The sequence below is a fragment of the Kribbella sp. NPDC050470 genome, from assembly GCF_044458365.1.
GTDB lineage: Bacteria > Actinomycetota > Actinomycetes > Propionibacteriales > Kribbellaceae > Kribbella.
In genome coordinates this window covers 1-20,731 of record NZ_JBITHV010000003.1, presented here as the reverse complement: position 1 = coordinate 20,731, position 20,731 = coordinate 1, and the positions used below count along the sequence as shown (strand labels likewise).

General features: G+C 69.7%; 18 protein-coding genes. 13 read left to right on the top strand and 5 right to left on the bottom strand.

Features of this window, described 5'->3' with window-relative positions:
• The first annotated feature begins 47 nt into the window (after positions 1-47).
• The 8 genes from ACIBGM_RS08480 (at position 48) to ACIBGM_RS08445 (ending at position 10,096) form a co-directional block, all read left to right on the top strand.
• Positions 48-2,360 carry a hypothetical protein gene (locus ACIBGM_RS08480; RefSeq protein ID WP_396384924.1) on the top strand — a complete coding sequence of 771 codons (2,313 nt, stop codon included), beginning with the start codon at positions 48-50 and terminating at the stop codon, positions 2,358-2,360.
• Positions 2,353-3,999: a murein biosynthesis integral membrane protein MurJ gene (murJ, locus tag ACIBGM_RS08475; RefSeq protein WP_360513783.1), complete on the top strand. Its 1,647-nt coding sequence runs from the start codon at positions 2,353-2,355 to the stop codon at positions 3,997-3,999. Before ACIBGM_RS08480 ends, murJ begins: the two co-directional genes overlap by 8 nt.
• Before the next feature lie 103 nt (positions 4,000-4,102).
• A complete protein-coding gene (locus ACIBGM_RS08470; protein WP_360513780.1) occupies positions 4,103-5,740 on the top strand; it encodes a protein kinase family protein in 1,638 nt (545 codons plus the stop codon).
• Positions 5,737-6,435 (top strand): RNA polymerase sigma factor SigM, encoded by a 699-nt coding sequence (gene sigM / locus ACIBGM_RS08465; RefSeq protein WP_360513777.1) that lies wholly within the window; start codon positions 5,737-5,739, stop codon positions 6,433-6,435. Before ACIBGM_RS08470 ends, sigM begins: the two co-directional genes overlap by 4 nt.
• Before the next feature lie 288 nt (positions 6,436-6,723).
• Positions 6,724-7,479, top strand: a complete 756-nt coding sequence (locus tag ACIBGM_RS08460; protein WP_360513774.1) for a hypothetical protein — start codon at positions 6,724-6,726, stop codon at positions 7,477-7,479.
• 107 nt (positions 7,480-7,586) lie between these two features.
• Complete coding sequence (trxB, locus tag ACIBGM_RS08455; RefSeq protein WP_360513771.1) at positions 7,587-8,570, top strand: thioredoxin-disulfide reductase; 984 nt, start codon at positions 7,587-7,589, stop codon at positions 8,568-8,570.
• 29 nt (positions 8,571-8,599) lie between these two features.
• Positions 8,600-8,929 (top strand): thioredoxin, encoded by a 330-nt coding sequence (gene trxA, locus ACIBGM_RS08450; protein ID WP_360513768.1) that lies wholly within the window; start codon positions 8,600-8,602, stop codon positions 8,927-8,929.
• 42 nt (positions 8,930-8,971) lie between these two features.
• On the top strand, positions 8,972-10,096 hold the full coding sequence (locus ACIBGM_RS08445) for an N-acetylmuramoyl-L-alanine amidase (RefSeq protein WP_360513765.1): 1,125 nt from the start codon (positions 8,972-8,974) through the stop codon (positions 10,094-10,096).
• A 3-nt stretch (positions 10,097-10,099) separates the two neighbouring features.
• On the opposite strand, the gene ACIBGM_RS08440 is transcribed toward ACIBGM_RS08445, so the two are convergent.
• On the bottom strand, positions 10,100-12,250 hold the full coding sequence (locus ACIBGM_RS08440) for an MMPL family transporter (protein ID WP_396384923.1): 2,151 nt from the start codon (positions 12,248-12,250) through the stop codon (positions 10,100-10,102).
• Positions 12,251-12,328: 78 nt separating this feature from the next.
• Between ACIBGM_RS08440 and ACIBGM_RS08435 the strand changes: the two genes are divergently transcribed.
• Positions 12,329-12,655, top strand: a complete 327-nt coding sequence (locus tag ACIBGM_RS08435; RefSeq protein ID WP_396384922.1) for a PadR family transcriptional regulator — start codon at positions 12,329-12,331, stop codon at positions 12,653-12,655.
• Here ACIBGM_RS08435 and ACIBGM_RS08430 read toward each other — a convergent pair.
• The 4 genes from ACIBGM_RS08430 to ACIBGM_RS08415 all read right to left on the bottom strand — a co-directional run bounded on the left by ACIBGM_RS08430 (position 12,635) and on the right by ACIBGM_RS08415 (position 14,625).
• On the bottom strand, positions 12,635-13,279 hold the full coding sequence (locus ACIBGM_RS08430; RefSeq protein WP_360513756.1) for a permease prefix domain 1-containing protein: 645 nt from the start codon (positions 13,277-13,279) through the stop codon (positions 12,635-12,637). The genes ACIBGM_RS08435 and ACIBGM_RS08430 overlap by 21 nt on opposite strands.
• Positions 13,280-13,308: 29 nt before the next feature.
• On the bottom strand, positions 13,309-13,716 hold the full coding sequence (locus tag ACIBGM_RS08425; RefSeq protein WP_360513753.1) for a DUF2784 domain-containing protein: 408 nt from the start codon (positions 13,714-13,716) through the stop codon (positions 13,309-13,311).
• Positions 13,713-14,366, bottom strand: coding sequence for a GNAT family N-acetyltransferase (locus ACIBGM_RS08420; protein WP_360513750.1), 654 nt, complete (start codon positions 14,364-14,366; stop codon positions 13,713-13,715). Before ACIBGM_RS08420 ends, ACIBGM_RS08425 begins: the two co-directional genes overlap by 4 nt.
• A 70-nt stretch (positions 14,367-14,436) precedes the next feature.
• Entirely contained in the window at positions 14,437-14,625 is a 189-nt protein-coding gene (locus ACIBGM_RS08415; protein ID WP_337000627.1) for a hypothetical protein, read from the bottom strand.
• A gap of 194 nt (positions 14,626-14,819) precedes the next feature.
• Between ACIBGM_RS08415 and ACIBGM_RS08410 the strand changes: the two genes are divergently transcribed.
• The 4 genes from ACIBGM_RS08410 to ACIBGM_RS08395 all read left to right on the top strand — a co-directional run bounded on the left by ACIBGM_RS08410 (position 14,820) and on the right by ACIBGM_RS08395 (position 18,732).
• On the top strand, positions 14,820-16,130 hold the full coding sequence (locus ACIBGM_RS08410) for a PLP-dependent aminotransferase family protein (protein WP_360513745.1): 1,311 nt from the start codon (positions 14,820-14,822) through the stop codon (positions 16,128-16,130).
• 133 nt (positions 16,131-16,263) lie between these two features.
• On the top strand, positions 16,264-17,211 hold the full coding sequence (locus tag ACIBGM_RS08405) for a D-alanine--D-alanine ligase (protein ID WP_396384921.1): 948 nt from the start codon (positions 16,264-16,266) through the stop codon (positions 17,209-17,211).
• A 7-nt stretch (positions 17,212-17,218) separates the two neighbouring features.
• Positions 17,219-18,055 carry an SURF1 family protein gene (locus ACIBGM_RS08400; RefSeq protein ID WP_360513739.1) on the top strand — a complete coding sequence of 279 codons (837 nt, stop codon included), beginning with the start codon at positions 17,219-17,221 and terminating at the stop codon, positions 18,053-18,055.
• 326 nt (positions 18,056-18,381) lie between these two features.
• On the top strand, positions 18,382-18,732 hold the full coding sequence (locus ACIBGM_RS08395; RefSeq protein WP_396384920.1) for a DUF3817 domain-containing protein: 351 nt from the start codon (positions 18,382-18,384) through the stop codon (positions 18,730-18,732).
• Positions 18,733-20,731 lie beyond the last annotated feature (1,999 nt).

Genomic DNA, 20,731 nt, shown 5'->3' with positions numbered 1-20,731 from the left:
GACTGGTCGGCGAATGGTGACACGGGAAACTAGGTTACGGTGACGGCGTGTTGAGACGGCGACTGAGGCTCTCCGCTGCGGCGGTTGCGGGCCTGCTGATCGCTGCGTCGGCAGCGGTTCTCGGGACAGCGCCCTCGTCGGCGGCGCCGGTCGAGGACCCCGTGGTCGACGTCACCGTCGACTCGTTCGCCCCGGTCGCGCCGGCTCCCGGCCAGGAGGTCGTGATCAAGGGCCGGGTCACGAACACCAGCGAGATGACGTTCCGGGACCCGCAAGCGCTGGCCTGCATCGACCGCAAGCGGCTGGCCACAAACGCCGACATCGCCGCCGTCCCGACCGAGCAGGACGTGCCGACCAGCGAGCTGGACAGCTGTGAGCGGATGACTACGTTCGAGTCCGGCACGTTCCAGCAGTTCGGCGCTCCGCTGGCGCCCAAGGCATCGGTGCAGTTCACCCTGACCGTGCCGTGGAGCGAGTGGCAGATCAGCAAGCAGACCGGTGCCTACGTCGTCGGCGTCGTGTTCCGCGGGCAGCCGGACGAGGACAACAGCCAGCGGGTGACCGCGGGCCGGGCCCGGACGCTGATGCCGGTGATCGGCGCCGAGCCGCTGACCCGCAAGGTGAACACCGCCCTGGTGATCCCGTTGCGCCATCGCCCGACCCAACTGGGCGGGACCAGGTTCGCGAACGACACGCTGGCCCAGTCGATGGCGCCGAACGGCCCGCTCGGCCGACTGCTTGCCCTCGGCAAGACGCACAAGGTCACCTGGCTCGTCGACCCCTCGATGCTCGACGAGGCCCGCCGGATCGAGGACGGGTACGTCGTCGTCGGCGACGACAACCACACCACGCCCGGCGCCGGCCAGGCCGTCGTCGCCGCCTGGCTGAAGGAGCTCGACGCCAGCCGGGTCCGGGGCAACCAGGTCGTCCTGCTCCCGTACGGCGACCCGGACGTGGCCAGCCTGATCGACGCCAGCGACCCGGCGGACCCGGACGCGGTCAGCAAGATCGTCGGCGAGGCCCGGGCGGAGAGCGAGGAGTACAACCTCGCGCCCCCCGGGTCGACCGTCCCGGCGGCCTTCACCAACGGGTTGTGGCTGGAGAACGGCGCGGCCCGCAGCCGCTACCTGGCCGCGGCCTCGTCCGGCTTCCGCGGATCCCGGGACACCGACCTGAACCTGGTCGGCAGTTCGGCCTGGGTGACCGCCGAACGGCCGGCCCTGAACCCGTCCCCCGTCTACAACGTGCTCACCCCGGAGGGTCCGAAGAAAGAGGTTCGCACCGTCATCGCGAACTCGGCCCTCACCTCCGGCGGCCCCGACCTGAACACCGCCGAGAACCCGCTGCAGGTCCGGCAGCGGTTCGCCGCCGAGACCGCGCTGCTGGCCGCCGGCGGCACGACGCCGGTGTCGGTGGTCGCGCTGCCGCCACGCGGCTGGGATGCCGACGGCAACGCGACCGCGGCGATCGCCGGCAACCTCTCGCTGCCGTGGATTACCACCACCGACGTCAACCAGATCGTCGCCGCGACCACGAGGCCGCAGACCACCAGGGCGCCGAACGCACCCCGGTCGAACCCGTCGCTCACCAGCGGCCAGGTCGACGCCGTGAAGCGGCTCAACGACGACACCCTCACCCTGCGGAACCTCCTGACCGATCAGGACAACCTGGACGAGAACATCCAGCGCGCGCGGCTGCGCTCGGCGTCCAACGGCTGGCGCGGGTACGCCGAGGAGGCGCGGCAGTTCACCGCGATCGAGACCGGCTCGGTCAACCAGCAGCTGGCCAAGGTGGAGCTGGTCAACTCCAGCGAGCAGGACCAGCACAAGGTGATCAAGGTCAACCTGGCCGGCAGCAAGGGCACCTTCCCGCTGACCGTCTCGAACCAGCTGGACGAGTCGATCCGGGTCGGCATCCAGGTGACGCCGGCGAACCGGACCGACCTGCGGATCAAGCCGCTGCAGACGAAGGTGCTGCCGCCGCGCGGCAAGGCGACGTACCTGATCGAGGCGAGTGCGGAGCAGAACGGCGTGATCCGGGCGAACGCCCAGGTGGTCACCGCCTCCGGTCGCCCGGTCGGCCCGTCGCAGGAGCTGGTGATCGAGGCCGCGCAGTACGGCAGTGTCGGCTGGATCCTGGTCGGCGCCGCCTGCGCGCTGCTGTTCGGTACGTCGTTCGTCCGCATCTACCGGCGGATCCGGACCGAGCGCCGCAACCCGGCGCCGGCCGCGGAGGCCGCTGCCGACCCGCTGCACCCGGCGCCGATCGACCCCGAGCCCGAGCCTGGGGTGCCGGACACCGTCCCCGAGACCGCGGCGGACGCCTCCCTGAAAGAAGGAGTCGGTTCGAAGGATGGCTGACCGCACCCTGCGATCCGCGGCGGTGATGGCAGCCGGAACGGTGCTGTCCCGCCTGCTCGGATTCGTCCGGATCGCCCTGCTCGCGGCCGCCATCGGCTCCGCGCTCCGCAACGACATCTTCACCGCCGCGAACACCATCCCGAACAGCCTCTACATCCTGCTGGCCGGCGGGGTGTTCAACACCGTGCTGGTGCCGCAGCTGGTGCGGGCGATCAAGAACCACGACGACGGCGGCCAGGACTTCACCAACCGGATCCTGACCTTCGGCTTCGTCGTACTCGCCGTGGTGACGGTGGGGTGCGTGCTGCTGGCGCCGTTCATCGCCGAGCTGTACATGCCGAAGGAGCTGAACGACCCGTCGCGGGCGCCCGAGCGGGCGTCGATGATCATGTTCGTCCGGCTCTGCCTGCCACAGATCTTCTTCTACGGCGCGTTCGTGCTGGTCGGCCAGGTGCTGAACGCGCGGCGCCGGTTCGGCCCGATGATGTGGGCGCCGATCGCGAACAACATCGTCGCGTGCGCGTCGATCGTGGTGTTCCTGCTGGTCTACCGCACCGGCGACAACCCGCCCACCTACAGCCACGGCGAGGAGTTGCTGCTCGGGATCGGGCACACGGTCGGGATCGCCGTACAACTGCTGGTGCTGCTGCCTTACCTCTCGGCGAGCGGGCACCTGTACCGGCCGAAGTTCGGGCTGCGCGGGACCGGGCTGGGGCACACCGCCCGGCTCGGGATCTGGACCGTCCTGTTCGTCGCGGTCAACCAGGTGACGCTGGTGATCGTCACGCAGCTCGCCATCGCGGGTAGTGCCTCGGACGACCCGGGAGCGAAGGCCGGCCTGTTCGCGTACAGCACGGCGATGCTGATCATCCTGGTGCCGCACGGCATCGTCACGGTGTCGCTGGCGACGGCCGCGCTGCCGCAGATGTCGGCGTACGCGGCCGACGGCGACGTCACGGAGGTGAGCCGGCTCGCGGCGCGGTCGACCCGGCAGACGCTGGCGATCGTGGTCCCGGCGGCCGCCGCGATGATCGCGTTCGCCTACCCGATCGTGACGGTGATCGCGGGGTACGGCTCCGGTAAGAACAACCTGACGCTGATGTCGTACACGCTGATGACGCTGGCGCTGGGCCTCGTGCCGTTCACCATCCAGTACTTCCAGCTGCGCACGTTCTACGCGTACGAGGACACCCGGACACCGTTCTTTCTGCAGTGCGTGATCGCGGCGACGAACATCGCGGCCGCCGTGATCGGGGTGCGGGTGCTGCTGGACCCGACGCACCTGCGGTTCAGCGGTGTGGTGCTCGGCGGGGCGTACGCGCTGGCTTACCTGGTCGCCGTACTGATCTCCCGTCCGGTGCTGCGCCGCAAGGTCCCCCGCGTGCACGGCGCCGGGATCGGGCTGCCGCTGCTCGCAATGGTGATCGCTGCGGTACTCGCGGTAGGCGTCGGCCGGGGCGCGCTCTGGCTGCTGAACACGGCGGTCGACTGGTCCGGACCGGTGGGCGCACTCCTCCAGCTCGCGGTTGCGGCGCTCGTGATGCTCCCGGTGTACGCCGGGATCGCCCGGGTACTGCGCATCCACGAGGTCAACGACGTGGTGTCACTGGTCACATCGAAACTCCCCGGTCGACGCTGAACCGATCCGCTTGTGCACTCGTGCACACGTCAGTAGCTGACGGGGGCACTAGCATGGGGGCTGCGATCAGGCTGCCGGGCACTTAGGAGAGGGCGAGAGACACGTGTCGAACCAGACAGTCAGTCCTGGTGCCCTGCTGGCCGGCCGCTACCGGATCGCCGAGTTGCTCGCGGAGATCGACGGTGCGCGGGTGTGGCGAGCGGTGGACGAGGTGCTCAGCCGGGCCGTCGTAGTCGATGTCCTGCCGGTCGGCGACCCCCGGACCAACCTGCTCTTCGACGCCGCCCGGCGCGCCGCCGCGGCAGCCGACCCGCGCTTCCTGCGGGTGCTCGACTGCGACATGCACGATGGCGTCACGTACTGCGTCCGCGAGTGGGCCGGTGGCCGCCCGCTCGAGCGGATGCTCAGCAGTGGACCGCTGACCGGCCAGCAGGCCGGCTGGCTGGCCCGCGAGGTGTCCGAAGCGCTGGAGAACCTGCACCGCACCGGTCTCGCCCATGGATCGATCAGTCCCGCGACCGTCGTCGTCACCGACGCCGGAGCGATCAAGGTCGTCGGTCTCGCCACCGAGGCGGCGCTGCGCTCGACCGGTCCGGGTTCGCCCGAGCAGGACGTCCGCGCCCTCGGTGAGCTGCTCTATGCCTCTCTTACTGGCCGCTGGCCAGGTCCTGCGCCCGCCTGGGGCCTGCAGCCCGCTCCGGTGGAGCACGGCCGGCTCCTGAGCCCGCGCCAGGTGCGCGCCGGCGTGCCGCGGTCGCTCGACGACATCAGCGACCGGCTGCTCAGTGACCCGCCGCGGCATCACGCGCCGCCGATCACCAGCGCGGCCGGCCTGTCCGCGGCCCTGTCCGGTGTCGTCGGCAGCTCGCACGAGCCGCCGAGCCAGATGGACGAGACCGTCGCGATCGCCCGGCAGAACGGCAGCATCGACGACGCAACCCAGGTCGTCCCGCCGACGCCGCCCGCGCTGAACCCGACGCCCTCGGCGTACCAGTCCAACGGTCAACAGTCGCACTCGGCGTACCAGCCTGCGACCGAGACCCGACCGGTCCGCCGGCAGCCGCCACCGCCGTCGAACGGCAACGGCCACCGGCGCCGCGACGAGCCGAAGCCGAAGGGCTCCTGGGGCGGCCGGATCCTGATCCTGCTCGCCGTGCTGGCGCTGCTGTCGGTGATCGCGATGGCCCAGTTCCTGCTCAAGGGCGGCCTGAACGACGGGTCCGGCGGGTCGGACGACGCCGGGAAGACCACCGCTCCGCAGAGCAGCGCGCCTCCGCCGGCCGCCGCCGGACCGGTCAAGATCGTCGGCGGCAAGGACTTCGACCCGCAGGGCGACAAAGAGGAGCACCCGGAGGACGTGCGCAACACGTTCGACGGCAAGGCGGACACGACCTGGGACACCATGACGTACCGGAACAAGCCGAACCTCGGTGGCCTCAAGGACGGCGTCGGCATCATCTACGACCTGGGCGCGCCGACGAGCGTGTCCAAGGTGGCGGTCGCACTCAAGGGTGACGGGACCGACCTGGAGATCATGGTGCCGAAGGACCCGACCAAGTCGCCGACTGCCCTGAGCGGTTGGACGTCCGTCGCGAGCGAGGAGGACCAGCCCGCGGGCAGCTCGGTGCTGACGCTGTCGAAGGCGACCGAGACGCAGTACGTGCTGGTCTGGCTGACCAAGCTGCCGAAGGCCGGAAACGGCTATCGCGGTGAGATCTCGGAGGTCACAATCCAGAAATGACCTCGCCTGATGTCACCCGGATCGGCGCGGCAGAGCCGGTCGCCCAGCAGGAAGGGCATGCTGGGCCGGTGAGCTACGACCAGATGGACGACCACGAGCTGCTCCGGCTGCACGTGGCCGGCAACCCGGACACGTTCGGGCACCTGGTCCGGCGGCACCGGGACCGGATGTGGGCGGTCGCAATCCGGACCCTGGGCGAGCCCGAGGAGGCCGCGGACGCGCTGCAGGAGGCGTTCATCTCGGCGTTCCGCCGGGCCGACTCGTTCCGCGGGGACGCCAAGGTGACCACCTGGCTGCACCGGATCGTGGTGAACGCCTGCCTGGACCGGATCCGCCGCCGTCAGGTCCGCGCCGCCGACCCGCTGCCGGAGGACGAGGACCGTGCCGCCGAGCTGGCCGGCCCGGCCGAGGAGGACCCGGCCGAGGTTCGTGAGCGCCGGCTGGACGTGCTCAACGCCCTCAAGCAGATCAACGAGGACCAGCGCAGTGCCCTCGTCCTTGTCGACATGGAGGGCTACTCGATCGAGGAAGCCGCCGCCATCCTGGGCTGCGCACCCGGTACGGTGAAGAGCCGCTGCGCCCGCGGCCGCGCTCGGCTGCTGCCGTTACTCCGGCACTGGCAGACCACCAGGGCCGGCGCCGACGAGTCCGACGTACCGCAGAAAACTGCCACCGAAGCGGTGGGAACCGAATGACTGGGTACTCCGTCGAAGCGGAGTCGCCGAGGACTCGCCTCATGCTCCGGTGCAGTCGCGAGCAGGTGCTCGGTGGAGTGCCTCGGTGTACTGAAGTGAAGGTTTCGATGCGGAGCATCGTGACCTTTGCTTCAGTGCAGCGAGGTGCCCACCGAGTGCCGCGCAGCACGCACCGGAGCATGAGGGGAGTCCTGGGCTGCGACCTAGCCTTCATGCCTCGACCCGGAGTATTCCGATGATCACTCTGCGCCCGATCCTGGGCATCTCCCGCGAGGGGGCGAGTTCCCGATGACCGATCCCGGTCTGCCGACCAGTGAGCACCTCGAGCACCTGGACACGGATACCGTCGCCGACCTGATCGAGAACCTGCTGCCCGCGCCCGAGGCGCATCGAGCTCGTGAGCATGTGAAGGCATGTCCGGAGTGTCAGCAGACATTCGACGCGCTGACGCAGTTGTCCGAGGATCTCGCCGAGGAGGGCCGCGCGGACATCCCGATGCCGGCCGACGTCGCCGAGCACCTCGACCAGGTGATCGTCTCGGAGTCTGTACTGCGATCGTCCACCGTCGGCGTGCACTCGCTGGTCCAGATCCGCGAGGAGCCGCGCCGGCACATCCCCAAGCTGCTGACCGTGGCCGCCGGTGTCGTGGTCGTGGCGGCGATCGGCGTCGGTGTGGTCTTCGCCACGAAGGACCAGGGCAGCGACGCCACCAACCCGACGGCCGCGCTGCCGACCGGTGTGCCGACGATGACCACCAAGGACGTCGGTCCGGAAGCCCAGCAGTGGCTGGAGAAGACCAACGGAGCGCTGCTGAACGGCACCGCCACCGAGATCGCCTGCGCCCGCACCTTCGCCTCCGGCCGGCCGAACCCGAACGTCCAGCTGGTCCAGCCCGTCAAGGTCGACGGCCGCCGGTCGATCCTGATCGGCCTGCAGGGCGGCTCGCCCCGTGACATCCAGCTGTTCGTGGTCACCGGCTGTAGCGATCCGGGCGGGGCAGCCAGCCCGTTCTACGACACCACGGTGACCCTTCGCAATCGCTGAGACGCCGCTGGACTCACCCGGCCCCGCCATGGGTACCGTGGGAATGGTCGGCCTCTAGGATCCGTTGAGTACGACGTACCAGTCTCGACGACACGAGGAACGCCTGCATGAGCGACTCAGTCCGCAACGTCATCATCGTCGGCTCCGGACCGGCCGGCTACACGGCCGCCGTGTACGCCGCGCGCGCCCGGCTCGAGCCGCTCGTCTTCGAGGGCTCGGTCACCGCGGGCGGTGCGCTGATGACCACCACCGAGGTGGAGAACTTCCCCGGCTTCAGCGAGGGCATCATGGGCCCGGCGCTGATGGACGAGATGCGGACCCAGGCCGAGCGCTTCGGCGCCGAGCTGGTGCCGGACGACATCGTCTCGATGGACCTGACGGGCGAGATCAAGTCCGTCACCGACTCGGCCGGCACCGAGCACCGGGCCAAGACCGTGATCCTGGCGATGGGCTCGGGCTACCGCAAGCTCGGTCTGCCGGACGAGGAGCGGATGTCCGGGCACGGCGTGTCCTGGTGTGCGACCTGTGACGGCTTCTTCTTCCGCGAGCAGGAGATCGCGGTGGTCGGCGGCGGCGACTCGGCCGTCGAGGAGGCCACCTTCCTGACCCGGTTCGGGAAGAAGGTCACCCTGATCCACCGCCGCGACGAGCTGCGCGCGTCCAAGATCATGGCCGACCGGGCGTTCGCGAACGACAAGATCGACTTCGCCTGGAACTCCGAGGTCGCCGAGATCCACGGCGACGACAAGCTGACCGGCCTCACCCTGCGGGACACCGTGACCGGTGAGACCCGGGAGCTGCCGGTGACCGGCCTGTTCATCGCCATCGGGCACGACCCGCGCTCGGAGCTGGTCAAGGGCCAGGTGCGCCTGGACGAGGAGGGCTACGTCCTGGTCCGCGAGGGCAGCACCGAGACCAACCTGCCCGGCGTCTTCGCCGCCGGCGACCTGGTGGACCACACCTACCGGCAGGCGATCACCGCCGCCGGCACCGGCTGTGCGGCCGCCCTGGACGCCGAGCGCTTCCTGGCCACCCTCGAGCACGAGGCCACCGCGGCCGCCGCCGCGGCCACCGAGCCTGTCACCGTCTGACCCTGACAATCACTGAAGGAGATACGCCCGTGGGCGAGAAGATGAAGGCCGTCACCGACGCCGAGTTCGACCAGACCGTGCTGAAGAGCGACAAGCCGGTGCTGGTGGACTTCTGGGCCGAGTGGTGCGGGCCGTGCCGCCAGGTCTCCCCGATCCTGGAGGAGCTGAACCAGGACCACGGCGACAAGATCACCTTCCTGAAGATGAACGTGGACGAGAACCCGGTCACCCCGAGCAACTACCGCGTCACCGGTATCCCTACCATCAACGTCTACGTGAACGGTGAGCTGGCCAAGTCCATCGTCGGCGCCAAGCCGAAGGCGGCGCTGCTCAAGGAGCTGGCCGACTTCACCTCCTGAGGTCCGGACAACCCCCGTCCGCCACACGGCAAGGAGCAGTTGATGGAAGGCCCCCACGGCGTGTACCGGATCGGCGACAGCGGTGAGGCCGTCGCCGAGATCATCGGCAAGCTCCAGCGGCTCGGCCTGCTGGAAGGCGGTCACGCCGTCTACGACGAGGCGACCGCGGACGCTGTGCGGGGCTTCCAGCAGCAACGCGGGCTGATGATCGACGGGATCGTCGGTCCGCAGACCTACCGGGCGATCGACGACGCGCGCTGGCGGCTGGGTGACCGGCTGCTGACGTACGTCGTCTCGCACCCGCTGACCGGTGACGACGTGCTGGCGCTACAGGCGAAGCTGCAGGAGCTCGGCTTCGCGGTGGCCCGGATCGACGGCATCTTCGGTGCGGACACCCAGCGCGCGGTGACCGAGTTCCAGCGCAACATGGGCCTGCCGGCCGACGGCACGTGCGGTCCGTCGACGTTCAAGGCGCTGCAGCGGATCAGGCCGATGGCGACCGGCGGCCGGCCGGACGCGCTGCGCGCCTCCGAGGCGGTCCGGGCCGCGGGTCCGCGGCTGTCCGGCAAGACCGTCGTGATCGACCCCGGCCACGGCGGTTTCGACTACGGCTGGGAGGGCTTCGGCCTGCGCGAGTCCGACGTCGCGTACGACCTGGCCTCCCGGATCGAGGGTCGACTCGGCGCGACCGGCGTACGCGCGTATCTGTCGCGGGGGCGGGACCAGGGGCCGGACGAGCTGGCCCGGGCCGCGTTCGCGAACGAGACGGACGCGAACCTCTGTGTGTCGCTGCACACCGACGGGTCGATGAACCCGGAGGCGCAGGGCGTCGCGACGTACTACTACGGCAACGACCTGCACGGTGCCTCGTCCAGCGTCGGCGAGCAGTTCGCCGGACTGGTGCAGCGCGAGATCGTGGCGCGCACCGACCTGCTGAACTGCCGGACGCACGCCAAGACGTGGGACCTGCTGCGCCGGACCAAGATGCCCGCGGTCCGGCTCGAGATCGGGTACGTCACCAACCCGCACGACTCGGCCCGGCTGGCCGACCCCGCCTTCCGCGACGTGGTGGCCGAAGCGATCGTGGTCGCGATCCAGCGGGTCTACCTGCCGCCGGAGCAGGACGCGGCCACCGGAATGCTTCGCTTCGGCCAACTCACGGTCTGACCGCTACTCCTTCTCCAACGCGATCTTCGGCAGCGCGCGGTCCAGGCCGCGCGGCAGCCACCAGGCGCGGTTGCCGAACAGGCGCATCACGGCCGGCACGATCACGCACCGGATCAGCACGGCGTCCAGCAGTACGGCGGTCGCCAGGCCGAGCCCGAACTGCTTCAGCATCCGGTCCGGGCTGAGCAGGAACGCGCCGAACACCACGATCATGATCGCGGCCGCCGCGGTGATCACGCTGCCGGTGTTCGCCAGCCCTTCGCGGACCGCTTCCCGAGCGTCCTTGGTACGCCGCCACTCCTCATGGATCCGGGAGACCAGGAAGACCTCGTAGTCCATCGACAACCCGAAGACGATCGCGAAGATCATCACCGGGACGAACGCCTCGATCGGACCGGGCTGCGCACCGAACCAGCCCTGCTGGAAGACCAGCGTGATGACGCCGAGCGAGGCGCCGATGCTGAGCAGGTTGAGCACCGCTGCCTTCAGCGGGATCAGGATCGACCGGAACACCGCCATCAGCAGCAGGGCCGACAACCCAACCACGACCAGCACGAAGATCGGCAGCCGGTTGCTGACCGCGGACGCGAAGTCGTCGGCCGCTGCAGTCGCACCACCGACCAGGTACGTCGCGTTCGTCTGCGACTCGAGGGCCGGCAGTGTGTCGTCGCGCAGCCGTTCGACGAGCTCGCTGGTCGCCGCGTCCTGAGGAGCTGACTTCGGGAACGCCAGTACGGTCGCGACCTTGCCGTCGGGTGTCAGCTGCGGCGGAGTCACGGCTGCGATGTTCGGATCCTTCTGCAGCGTCTGGCCGAGCGCCTGCGCTGCAGCCGCATCGCCTTCGGTCACCACCACGAGCGGCCCGTTGAACCCTGGCCCGAAGCCCTGGGCCAGCAGGTCGTACGCCTTGCGGCTCGTCTTGGCCGGGTCGTCCGTGCCCGCGTCCGCGAACCCGAGCCGCATGTCCAACGCCGGCAGCGACAGCGCGATCAGCGCGGCCGTCCCGAGCACCAGCGGCACCCACGGCCCCCGCTGGACGACTGCCGCCAGCTTCCGCCAGCCATCACCGGGCGTACGGCGCTTCTTTGCAGCATGCTTGCGGACACTCTTCTCGATTCGCTTGCCGAACAGCGTGAGCAGCGCGGGCAGCAGGCTCACCGCCGCCAGCATCGTCATCAGCACGGTCAGGGTGACACCGAGCGCGACTCCTTGCAGCGCACCGAGGCCAAGCGCCAGTAGACCGAGCAGCGCTATCACCACCGTGCATCCCGCGAACATCACCGAGCGGCCGGCAGTGTCCAGGGCAACCATCGCGGCGCTCGCCCGATCGGTCCCGTCCTTCAAAAGCTCGTGGCGGTAGCGCGAGAAGATCAGCAACGCGTAGTCGATACCGACCCCGAGACCCACCAGCATCATCACCGGCGCGGTGTAGTCGGGCACCGTGAACAGGTGCGACGCCAGCACCAGCAGGCCGAGCGTGCCGCCGACGGCGAACACCGCGGTCAGCAGCGGAAGCGTTGCCGCAAGCAACGACCCGAACAGGAACACCAGGATCACCAGCGCGGCCAGGATGCCGGCTCCCTCGGCCGCACCACCCTCACTCTCAGCCGCCGAGCGGGCCAGGTCCCCACCGACCTCAACCTGCAGGCCGGGCTGTGCGAAGTCCTGGGACCGCTCGATGATCGTCCGCACGTCCTCGATCGGCATCTCCTCGACCGTCGTTTCCAGTCCGACGGTGGAGTACGCCGTACGTCCGTCCTGGGACAGTGATCCCGGAGCGGTGAACGGGTCGGCTACCGAGGCCACGTGTGGCAGGTCGCCGACGACCGCGAGCATCGACGCGATCCGCTGCTTCTCTGCCGCCAGGCCGTTGTCGGCGTGGAGGACGATCTGCACTGACGCGGTGTCGCCCTGCGGTTGGTGCTCACGGAAGATGTCGGTCACCCGCTGGGAGTCGGTCCCCGGCAGCGAGTTGTCGTTGCGGTAGTTGTCGCCGATCAGGCTCGAGGCGGCCGTCACGGCGACCAGGGCCACCACCCAGAGCAGTACGGCGATGCCGGCGTGCCGCATCGACCAGCCGGACACCCGGTGCAGCAGCCCAGGGCGTCCACCCTCCTTCCCGGGCTGTCGCCGTACTGGAGTGTCCACGGTCATGGCTTGCGCCTCCCTTAATAAGTAGATTCGCTACATGTTGCCTCTCGACAGTAACAGACATATGAGTAGACTGGCTACATGAAGGCGGATGCGCTGCGTGGACACCTCGACCCGATGATCCTGGCCGTCGTCGAGGACGAGCCGCTGCACGGCTACGCCATCATGGAGGCGCTGCTGGAGCGCAGCGGCGGCGAGCTCGACCTGCCGACCGGCACGCTGTACCCGGCACTGCGGCGGCTCGAGCGGGCCGGCTACCTGGCCAGTGAGTGGAGTACGGTCGGCGGGCGGAAGCGCCGGACCTACCAGCTCACCTCGGCCGGCCAGAAGATGCTTGCCTCAGGCAAGCAGGAGTGGCTGACCTTCCGCACTGTCGTGGAAGGCGTGCTACGCCCGGGCCAGGCGTAAGGTCCGCCCGGCCTGCAGCCCGACGAACAGCAGCGGCAGTACGACGAAACTCGACACGACCGCGTAGTCGAGCAAGGTGCCCGGACGCGTACTCGTCGACGCCATCCCCACCCCGATCCCGCTGATCACCACCGAGCTGGCGATCGCGAACTGCGCCGTCACCCGGCTGATCCGGTCGCGGACGATCGGGTAGCGCATCCCGACGCCGGCCCCGATCACCGCGAGGACGGCGCCGGCGATCGACACCGTCCCGATGCTCCGGACCAGCGTCTGGAGGAAGTCGTTGAGCGCAGTCTCCTGGACCGGGTCCTGGTTCCAGCTCCAGGCGTTCTCCTGCCAGACGATCGGCTGCAGGATCAGCACGAGGAACAGCAGCATGGCGGTCCGCCGGCTCTGGCTGACCGCCAGCTCGGCGCGATAGCCGGGCACGACCTCGTCGAGCGCACCGAAGTCGGCGACGGCCTCGCGCTCAGCGCTGCGCCGGTCGAGACCGTCGGCCTCGAAGGCCTCGGTCGCGTCGGTCAGGTGGTCCCGCGCCTCGGCCAGCAGGTCGTCCTTGCGCCGGCGCGGGCCGGGCAGTGCGCGGCTCAGTCCGGTCAGGTACTCGTCGACAGTGCTGGACACGCCTCCAGTATGGAGACGGACCGTCCGGATCACGTCCGGGGTCCCACTGAGTCTCCCCTGACATCGGGCTGCGCGGCGGCCTTGCGACGGCGGTGCCGCAGTACGAAGAAGCCGACGTACCCGATCACGACGAGAGCGAAGCCGATCTTCTCCGCGGTCGGGGTCGCGCCCTCGGGCCAGATCGTGCCGTCCAGGTAGTGGTTGATGTACCCGGCCTCGTAGACGCTCTCGCCACCCCTGCGCAGGAAGTACTTCTCGACTCCGGTGAACGGGCAGTCGTAGTCGATGACCACGATCGCCAGGCTCCAGACCACGATGCCGAGATGCACCCAGATCAGCTTGGGCCACTTCCAGGCGAAGAAGGCGCCGAGCACGAAGAACAGCAGGAAGGCAGCGTGCAGGACGAACATCACGTCCGCCAGCAGACGCCAGATCATGAGGGTGTGCGGCTCAAGGCGTCCCGGACCGTGACCGGTGCCGGGGGCGTGTGTTCGGGCCGGATCGCTCCCATCAGTCGCTCCACCGCCGCCTCCATCTCGCTGCGCCACGTGACCGCGGACCGCAGGTCCAGTCGCAGCCGTGGGTTCCGCGGGTGCTCGCGCACGACGCCGAAGCCGACGGCCCGCAGGAACTCGGTCGGCCAGACACATCCCGGACCGTCCCACCGCGAGTCTCCGAACGCCTCGACCGCCCGGAACCCCCGTTTCAGCACGTCCTTCGCGACCGCCTGCACCAGGATCTTCCCCAGCCCGAGCCCCAGGTACCGCGGCAGGACCCGCCCGGTCGCCAGTACGACGGCGTCCGGGCTGACCGGCGCGGTCGGGAACGCCTGGATCCGGGGCAGGTACGCCGCGGGGGCGTATATCGCGAAACCGGCGGGCTCGTCGTCGACGTACAGCACGACGCCGGCGCTACCCCAGTCGAGCAGCAACTGGGACAACCAGGCCTCCTTCTCGAGGCCGGTGTCACCGGTCCGGGCCGCCTGCTTGGCGGCTACCGGGTCCAGCTCCCAGAACACGCAGTCACGGCACGGCACCGGGAGCTCGCCGAGATTGGCGAGCGTCAGCGGTTCGAGCCGTCGGGCCATCAGCGGGCTCTGGTCCTACAGCTTGTGCTTTTGGTCACGGTGAGTATCGCCTCGCGTATCGTCGAGTCGCTCATCGTGCCGCCGGGGCGGGAGCCGGTGCCGGCTTCCGCGCGTCCGGGGTCTCCGCCGCCTCCGGAGCGACGTACCGCTGCTGCACCTTCGCGGCCGGTTGCCGCCGGAACAGCTCGCCCGCGAACCCGGCCAGCACGCCCAGCAACAGTCCGCCGAGCGTCCATCCGGCTGCCTTGCCCACGCTCATCCGATCCGCCTTCCGCATCCACCTCTCAGGCCGCACCCGCCGTCCGGCCGTCTCAGCAGCCAGATCACGGCGTGGTCGAACCTGCCCCTATAAGGCATGGTAGTGAGAGGTCACGCAGATCCACAGCCCAGGCGCGCTTGGGTGGGTCGGCGTAACCTGGTGACTTCCCCTCGATCACCTGTTGGAGTGGCTTCGTGAGTGCTGACCTGCCCGATGTCCGGCAGACGCGTCTCGACAACTACGTCGATCGGTACGCAGCACGCACCAAGGGCATGACGGCATCGGAGATCCGCGCCCTGTTCGCCGTCGCCAGCCGCCCTGAGGTGGTGTCGCTGGCCGGCGGGATGCCGAACATCGGCGGCCTGCCGCTGGACGTGGTCGGCGGCGCGGTCCGCGACCTGGTGATCGACAGCGGCGCGACCGCGATGCAGTACGGCTCCGGCCAGGGCGACCCGACGCTGCGGGACCAGATCTGCGACGTGATGCGGCTGGAGGGGATCGACGCCCACCCGGACGACGTCGTGGTCACGGTCGGCAGCCAGCAGGCGGTGGACCTGGTGACCCGGGTGTTCTGCGATCCGGGCGACGTGGTGATCTGCGAGGCTCCGTCGTACGTCGGGGCCCTCGGCGTTTTCCGCGCGTACCAGTGCGAGGTCGTGCACGTCACGATGGACGATGACGGCGTCGTGCCGGAGGCGCTGGAGCAGGCGATCGCGTCGGTGCGGGCCGCAGGCAAGCGGATCAAGTTCTTCTACACGATCCCGAACTTCCACAACCCGGCCGGCGTCTCGCTCTCGGTCGAGCGGCGCGCCCGGGTGCTGGAGATCTGCCAGCGGGCCAACCTGCTGGTGCTCGAGGACAATCCGTACGGCCTGCTCGGCTTCGACGGTGACCCGTACCGCGCCTTGCGGGCCGACGATCGCGAAGGCGTGATCTACCTCGGCTCGTTCTCGAAGACGTTCGCACCGGGGTTCCGGGTCGGCTGGGCGGTCGCGCCGCACGCGGTCCGCGAGAAGCTCGTGCTGGCACAGGAGTCGGCGACCCTGTGTCCCCCGGTGTTCAGTCAGCTCGCCATCTCGTCGTACCTGAGCCGGCATGACTGGCTCGGGCAGGTGAAGCAGTTCCGGGAGATGTACCGGGAGCGCCGCGACGCGATGCTGGGGGCGCTGACCGAGAAGATGCCTGCGGCAACGACCTGGACCAGGCCGGGCGGCGGGTTCTACGTCTGGCTCACCCTGCCGGACGGACTGGACGCGAAGGCGATGCTGCCGCGGGCGGTCACCGCCCGGGTGGCCTACGTCCCCGGAACCGCCTTTTTCGCCGACGGTTTCGGGTCGCAGTGCATGCGGCTGTCGTACTGCCATCCGACCCCGGCACGGATCGTCGAAGGGGTCGGACGGCTGGCTGCGGTGGTCAACGAGGAGCTCGAGCTCCGGCAGACCTTCGGGCCGATGACGCCCGGGCCGAGGCGCGACTACGACGCTCCCGGGCCGGAGCTGAGCTAGCGACATTGCGCAAAGGTTGCGCAATGGATCCGCGGGCGGCCGGGGGTCCCTGACACGGTAGGGGTACCGTTCCAGTGGGCCTCGGGACCGGCGACCGAGCCGGAGTCGTCCACGAGTGATCGGGATATTTGTGATGAGTGATCTGGGTCGAGTGCTGGTACTGGCAGGCGGACTGTCACACGAGCGGGACGTCTCGCTCCGGTCCGGCCGGCGGGTCGCCGACGCCCTGCGCAGCGTCGGCGTGGAAGTCGAGCAGCGCGACGTCGACGCCAACCTGGTCGAACGGCTCCGCGACGATCCGCCGGACGCGGTCTTCCCCGTCCTGCACGGCGTCACCGGCGAGGACGGCGCCCTCCGCCAGGTCCTCGACCTGTACGGCGTTCCGTACGTCGGCGCCGCCGCGGCAGCGTGCCGGACCGCCTTCGACAAGCCCGTCGCGTCGACGATGGTGTCCGCAGCCGGACTCTGCACGCCCGCTTCCGTGGTGCTCGGACACGACACCTTCCGCGAGCTCGGCGCCGGTCTGCTGATGGAGGCCGTGATCAAGCAGATCGGGCTGCCGCTGGTCGTGAAGCCTGCGCGTGGTGGATCCGCGCTCGGCGCCTCGATCGTGCGGTCGACGGACGAGCTGCCGTCGGCGATGGTGAACTGCTACGCCTACGGGCCGGTCGCGTTGATCGAGCAGTACATCGACGGGACCGAGGTTGCGGTGACCGTCGTCGACACCGGCGACGGACCGCGGGCGCTGCCGGCGGTGGAGATCCGGCCGGACTCGGGGTTCTACGACTACGAGGCCCGGTATACGGCCGGCGCCACGCAGTTCGTCGTACCGGCTCGGTTGGATGCGGGCGTGGCTGCGGCGTGTGCCGCCGCGGCTGTAACGGCACATGAGGCGCTGGGCCTGCGGGACCTGTCGCGGTCGGACCTGGTCGTCGACTCGTCCGGGATTCCGTGGTTCCTGGAGGTCAACGTGGCGCCGGGGATGACGGAGACGTCCTTGGTCCCGCTCGCCGCGGAGGCCGCCGGGATCGAGCTCGGTGTGCTGTGCCGCGACCTGCTGGCTGCTGCCGCGGCTCGTTGAGGTCCTGATGCCTGAGCAGTCCTTCTGGCGGACAGCGTTCACGCCGCGGTGGTTCGGGCTGCTCCTGCTGGCACTGACGCTCGCCACGGTGATGTCGGTGATGGGCGTGTGGCAGCTGCAGGTCTACCAGTCGAAGACCGCAGCCGCGACCGCCAAGCGCGCCGAGGGGGCGCCGGTCGCGCTCCAGTCGCTCTTCTCCATCGACGAGGGCCTCCCCTCCAAAGCCGTCGGCCGCCGCGTCACCGTGAGCGGCACCTGGGGCCCGGCCGCCGACCAACTCTTCATCACCGACCGCCGCAACGGCACCCAAGACGGCCTCTGGGTTGTCACCCCCGTAATGCTGGACAACTCTCCCGCTGGGCAAGGGGCGGTGATGGTGGTCCGTGGGTGGGTCTCCTCCCCCTCAGATCCAGCCGCCAAGGCGCCGACCGGCCCGGTCTCCCTGACCGGCGCGGTAGCCGCCTCCGAAGCCCAGGACGCCTCCGCTGACGCCGCCAGTCGAGTCCTCCCCTCCCTCCGGATCCCGACCATCGTCCACATGGTCGACTACCGGATCTACGACGCCTTCGTCGTACAAACCTCCCTCGACTCCGGTACGACGCCGCAGCCGGCGCCGGCCGTCGTACCGCCCCCCGCTCCCCCCACCGACCACGCCGGCCTCCGCAACGTCGCCTACGCCTTCCAGTGGTGGATCTTCGCCGCCTTCACCCTCTGGATGTGGACCCGCATGGTCCAAGACGCCCGCCGCTCCGAAGACCCCGCCGAAGCCGACCCCGACCAAGACCCCACCCCACCCACCGAAACCCCAACCGAAACCCCCGGCTCCGTCAGCGCAGGCCTGTAAGCACACCCCTGCAGCTGCTCGGCCTGTAAGCACCAACTCTGTGAGCACCAGCTCCATCAGCACCGGGCCTGCAAGTGCCGCGTCTGTAAGCACTCGCTCCGTCAGCACCGGGTCCGTGAGCACTGGCTCCGTCAGCACCGGGACCGTCAGAACCCGCTCCGTCAGCACCGGGCCCGCGAGCACCGGGCCTGCGAGCACCGGGCCTGCAAGTGCGGGGACTGTGGGCACTGGGCCGGGAAGTACTGGGTCCGGAAGTCTGGCTCTGTAGATGCTGGCACCGCCAACCAGCCTGAGAAGCCTGTGGAGTCAAGCGGTACCGTTTCAGCGTGACTTCACCAGCCGACCCCGCCACCTCCGCCACCCCGCAGCCGCTCACCCCGGCCGTCCGCGGAGCACTCACCCGCTACCGCGTGATCGCGTACATCGTCGGCGTGATGCTCCTCCTCCTGCTCTTCGTGGCGATGCCCCTGAAGTACCTGGCCGACAACCCCAGCGCCATGAACGTCATCGGCCCGATGCACGGCTTCCTCTACGTGGTCTACCTCCTGGCCACCTTCGACCTCTTCCGCCGCGTCCGCTGGTCCTTCCTCCGCCTGGTCCTAGTCGCCCTGGCCGGCACCATCCCCTTCCTTTCCTTCTACGCCGAGCGCAAGACCACCCACGAACTAGCCGCCTGACCCCGATGTTTCACATGAAACATCCACCGCAAATCCCCAAGTAAATTTGTCGACAAATCCCGCTCCCCGGGCTGCGCCCGCCAACGGATCACCTGCCGCGCGCCCCAGCCCCCGGGCGACGCGACCCCCCCCCCCGAAATTCCTCTGTGAGCACGATCCTGAGCAAGGATCGCCCTCCGCACCCCGCGCCGCTTTCCCCGCCACCCACCAGCAACCCGCCTCCTGAACCACCTCTCCTCACCAACCCACCCAAATCCACCCCACGACCGCCACACCACCTCGCCCAGAATCCCGCTGACGGAGGAATTCCGCCCCTCAACCCCCAATCCACTCGGGCGCGAAGGTCCAGGGCTGAAGGTGCCCGAGCTGACCCCGGTGCCACCCCATCACGCACCGAGACCCCTAGCCCCCAGTCCCCACCCCGCCACACCGAAGCTCCAACCAGAGCAGCATGGCCGAACACGTCGTGCACGGTGGGACACCCAGCAGGCCCAGCACCCGACCGCCTGGCTCACCCCTGCCACCTCGTCGCCGGACCACACCACAAGTCCCGACACCAGTCCCACCCAGCCGGCACCACGTGCCACCCGAGACGACAGATTCACCCCGCCGCCACCTCCCGGCCCCGGCCGACGCGCACCCCTCGAGTGCCCTTGACCGGCGTCCCTGAGCAGGCCTCTGAGCGAGGCGCCGCGGGTGGTGCTGCGGAATCAGTCACCCACCACCTGAGCTCGACCACCTGACTGGAACCACCTGACCGAGCCGACGGGACCGCGGCCACCCTGCGGAGCAGCCGCGATCACCCCGAGCCGGTCAATTGAACGGTCGGACTCGATCACCTCCCACCGCGGGCGGCCCGCACCCCGGAACGGTGACCAGTGCGGCCGGACACCGAAATCCGGAACCCGGAAGCCGGGGCGGACTCGGAGCTGGAACCCGAAGACAGGAACGCTGCGACGAAGATCGTCGTACGGCCGACTCCCGCGGTGGCGCAGACGACCCGAAGACGGCGCCTCGAAGGCGGGCGTCTCCAAGGCGGGGCCTCGAGGGCGAGGGCTCAAGGGCGAGGGCTCGAAGGCGATGGGCTCGAAACGGGAACTCGAAGACGGGAGCTCGAATCCCTGGAGCGGAAGCCCGGGCCCCAGGACCGGTGCTGGAACCGGAGCCGGAAGGGCGGACCGTAGGCCGGAGTCGGGGTCGGAGGCGGAGTCGGAGGCGGAGTCGGAGGCGGAGTCGGAGCAAGCCCAGCGCATCCTCCTCGGTCGCACCTGTAGGCAAGAGCCTGACGCTTCCACGGCGACCCCGACGGAGCTGTCCGCGCCGCGTCGCCGCTGGGGACCGCGCCGCGTCGCCGCTGGGATCCGCGCCGCTCCACGCCCCGGGCGTCACCACCGACAGGCGCCGCGGTCCTCACGACCCACCAGCAGCGCGATCCTCACCAGCAGCGCGATCGTCACCACAACGAGCACCGCGGTCCGCGCACGCAGACCGACACCACGGGCCGCGCCCCGAGCAACACCGCCGAACTCCCCAACTGTTCTTCGCGCTCTGTGTGGAGGTGCGCGAGGCCGCACGCCGCGCGCGCTCGGTCCAGGCCACTCGCGGCCGGCACCGCGTCGTTCGGCATGTCGTCCGCCGCGCTATGCGTCGGCGATGGTGGCGATGTGGGGTGCGCGCCAGCTCACCGTTTGCGGACGGCGAGCGCCGGGGCAACCCAGCATCTCCGCCATGACGCGACCTCTCGTCGACGCAGGAGGCGCTCGACGCGCTCGATATGGCGTGCACTCGCGACGCATCGTGCACCAGATCCCTTCGGGCGGAACGGCGCGACGGTCAGCACGGTGTACGCCGGAGCTCTCTCCGCAGCGGACCGGGACGCGCCGGCTCTGGTTCACGCCTTCGAGTGTCGACGGCAGCTGAAAACTGACCAGTGGGCGGCAACTGAAAATTGACCAGCTTCCCGGAGAGATCCTGGCTTGAACCGAGCCGGGGAGGGAGC

Excerpts from the sequence above, each read along its gene's own strand:
- ACIBGM_RS08440 (WP_396384923.1), bottom strand. The coding sequence starts at position 12,250 with ATGACCGTGGACACTCCAGTACGGCGACAGCCCGGGAAGGAGGGTGGA.
- ACIBGM_RS08400 (WP_360513739.1), top strand. The coding sequence starts at position 17,219 with ATGCCTGAGCAGTCCTTCTGGCGGACAGCGTTCACGCCGCGGTGGTTC.
- sigM (WP_360513777.1), top strand. The coding sequence starts at position 5,737 with ATGACCTCGCCTGATGTCACCCGGATCGGCGCGGCAGAGCCGGTCGCC.
- ACIBGM_RS08425 (WP_360513753.1), bottom strand. The coding sequence starts at position 13,716 with ATGATCTGGCGTCTGCTGGCGGACGTGATGTTCGTCCTGCACGCTGCC.
- ACIBGM_RS08445 (WP_360513765.1), top strand. The coding sequence starts at position 8,972 with ATGGAAGGCCCCCACGGCGTGTACCGGATCGGCGACAGCGGTGAGGCC.
- ACIBGM_RS08420 (WP_360513750.1), bottom strand. The coding sequence starts at position 14,366 with ATGGCCCGACGGCTCGAACCGCTGACGCTCGCCAATCTCGGCGAGCTC.
- ACIBGM_RS08415 (WP_337000627.1), bottom strand. The coding sequence starts at position 14,625 with ATGAGCGTGGGCAAGGCAGCCGGATGGACGCTCGGCGGACTGTTGCTG.
- murJ (WP_360513783.1), top strand. The coding sequence starts at position 2,353 with ATGGCTGACCGCACCCTGCGATCCGCGGCGGTGATGGCAGCCGGAACG.
- ACIBGM_RS08405 (WP_396384921.1), top strand. The coding sequence starts at position 16,264 with ATGAGTGATCTGGGTCGAGTGCTGGTACTGGCAGGCGGACTGTCACAC.
- ACIBGM_RS08460 (WP_360513774.1), top strand. The coding sequence starts at position 6,724 with ATGACCGATCCCGGTCTGCCGACCAGTGAGCACCTCGAGCACCTGGAC.
- ACIBGM_RS08435 (WP_396384922.1), top strand. The coding sequence starts at position 12,329 with ATGAAGGCGGATGCGCTGCGTGGACACCTCGACCCGATGATCCTGGCC.
- trxB (WP_360513771.1), top strand. The coding sequence starts at position 7,587 with ATGAGCGACTCAGTCCGCAACGTCATCATCGTCGGCTCCGGACCGGCC.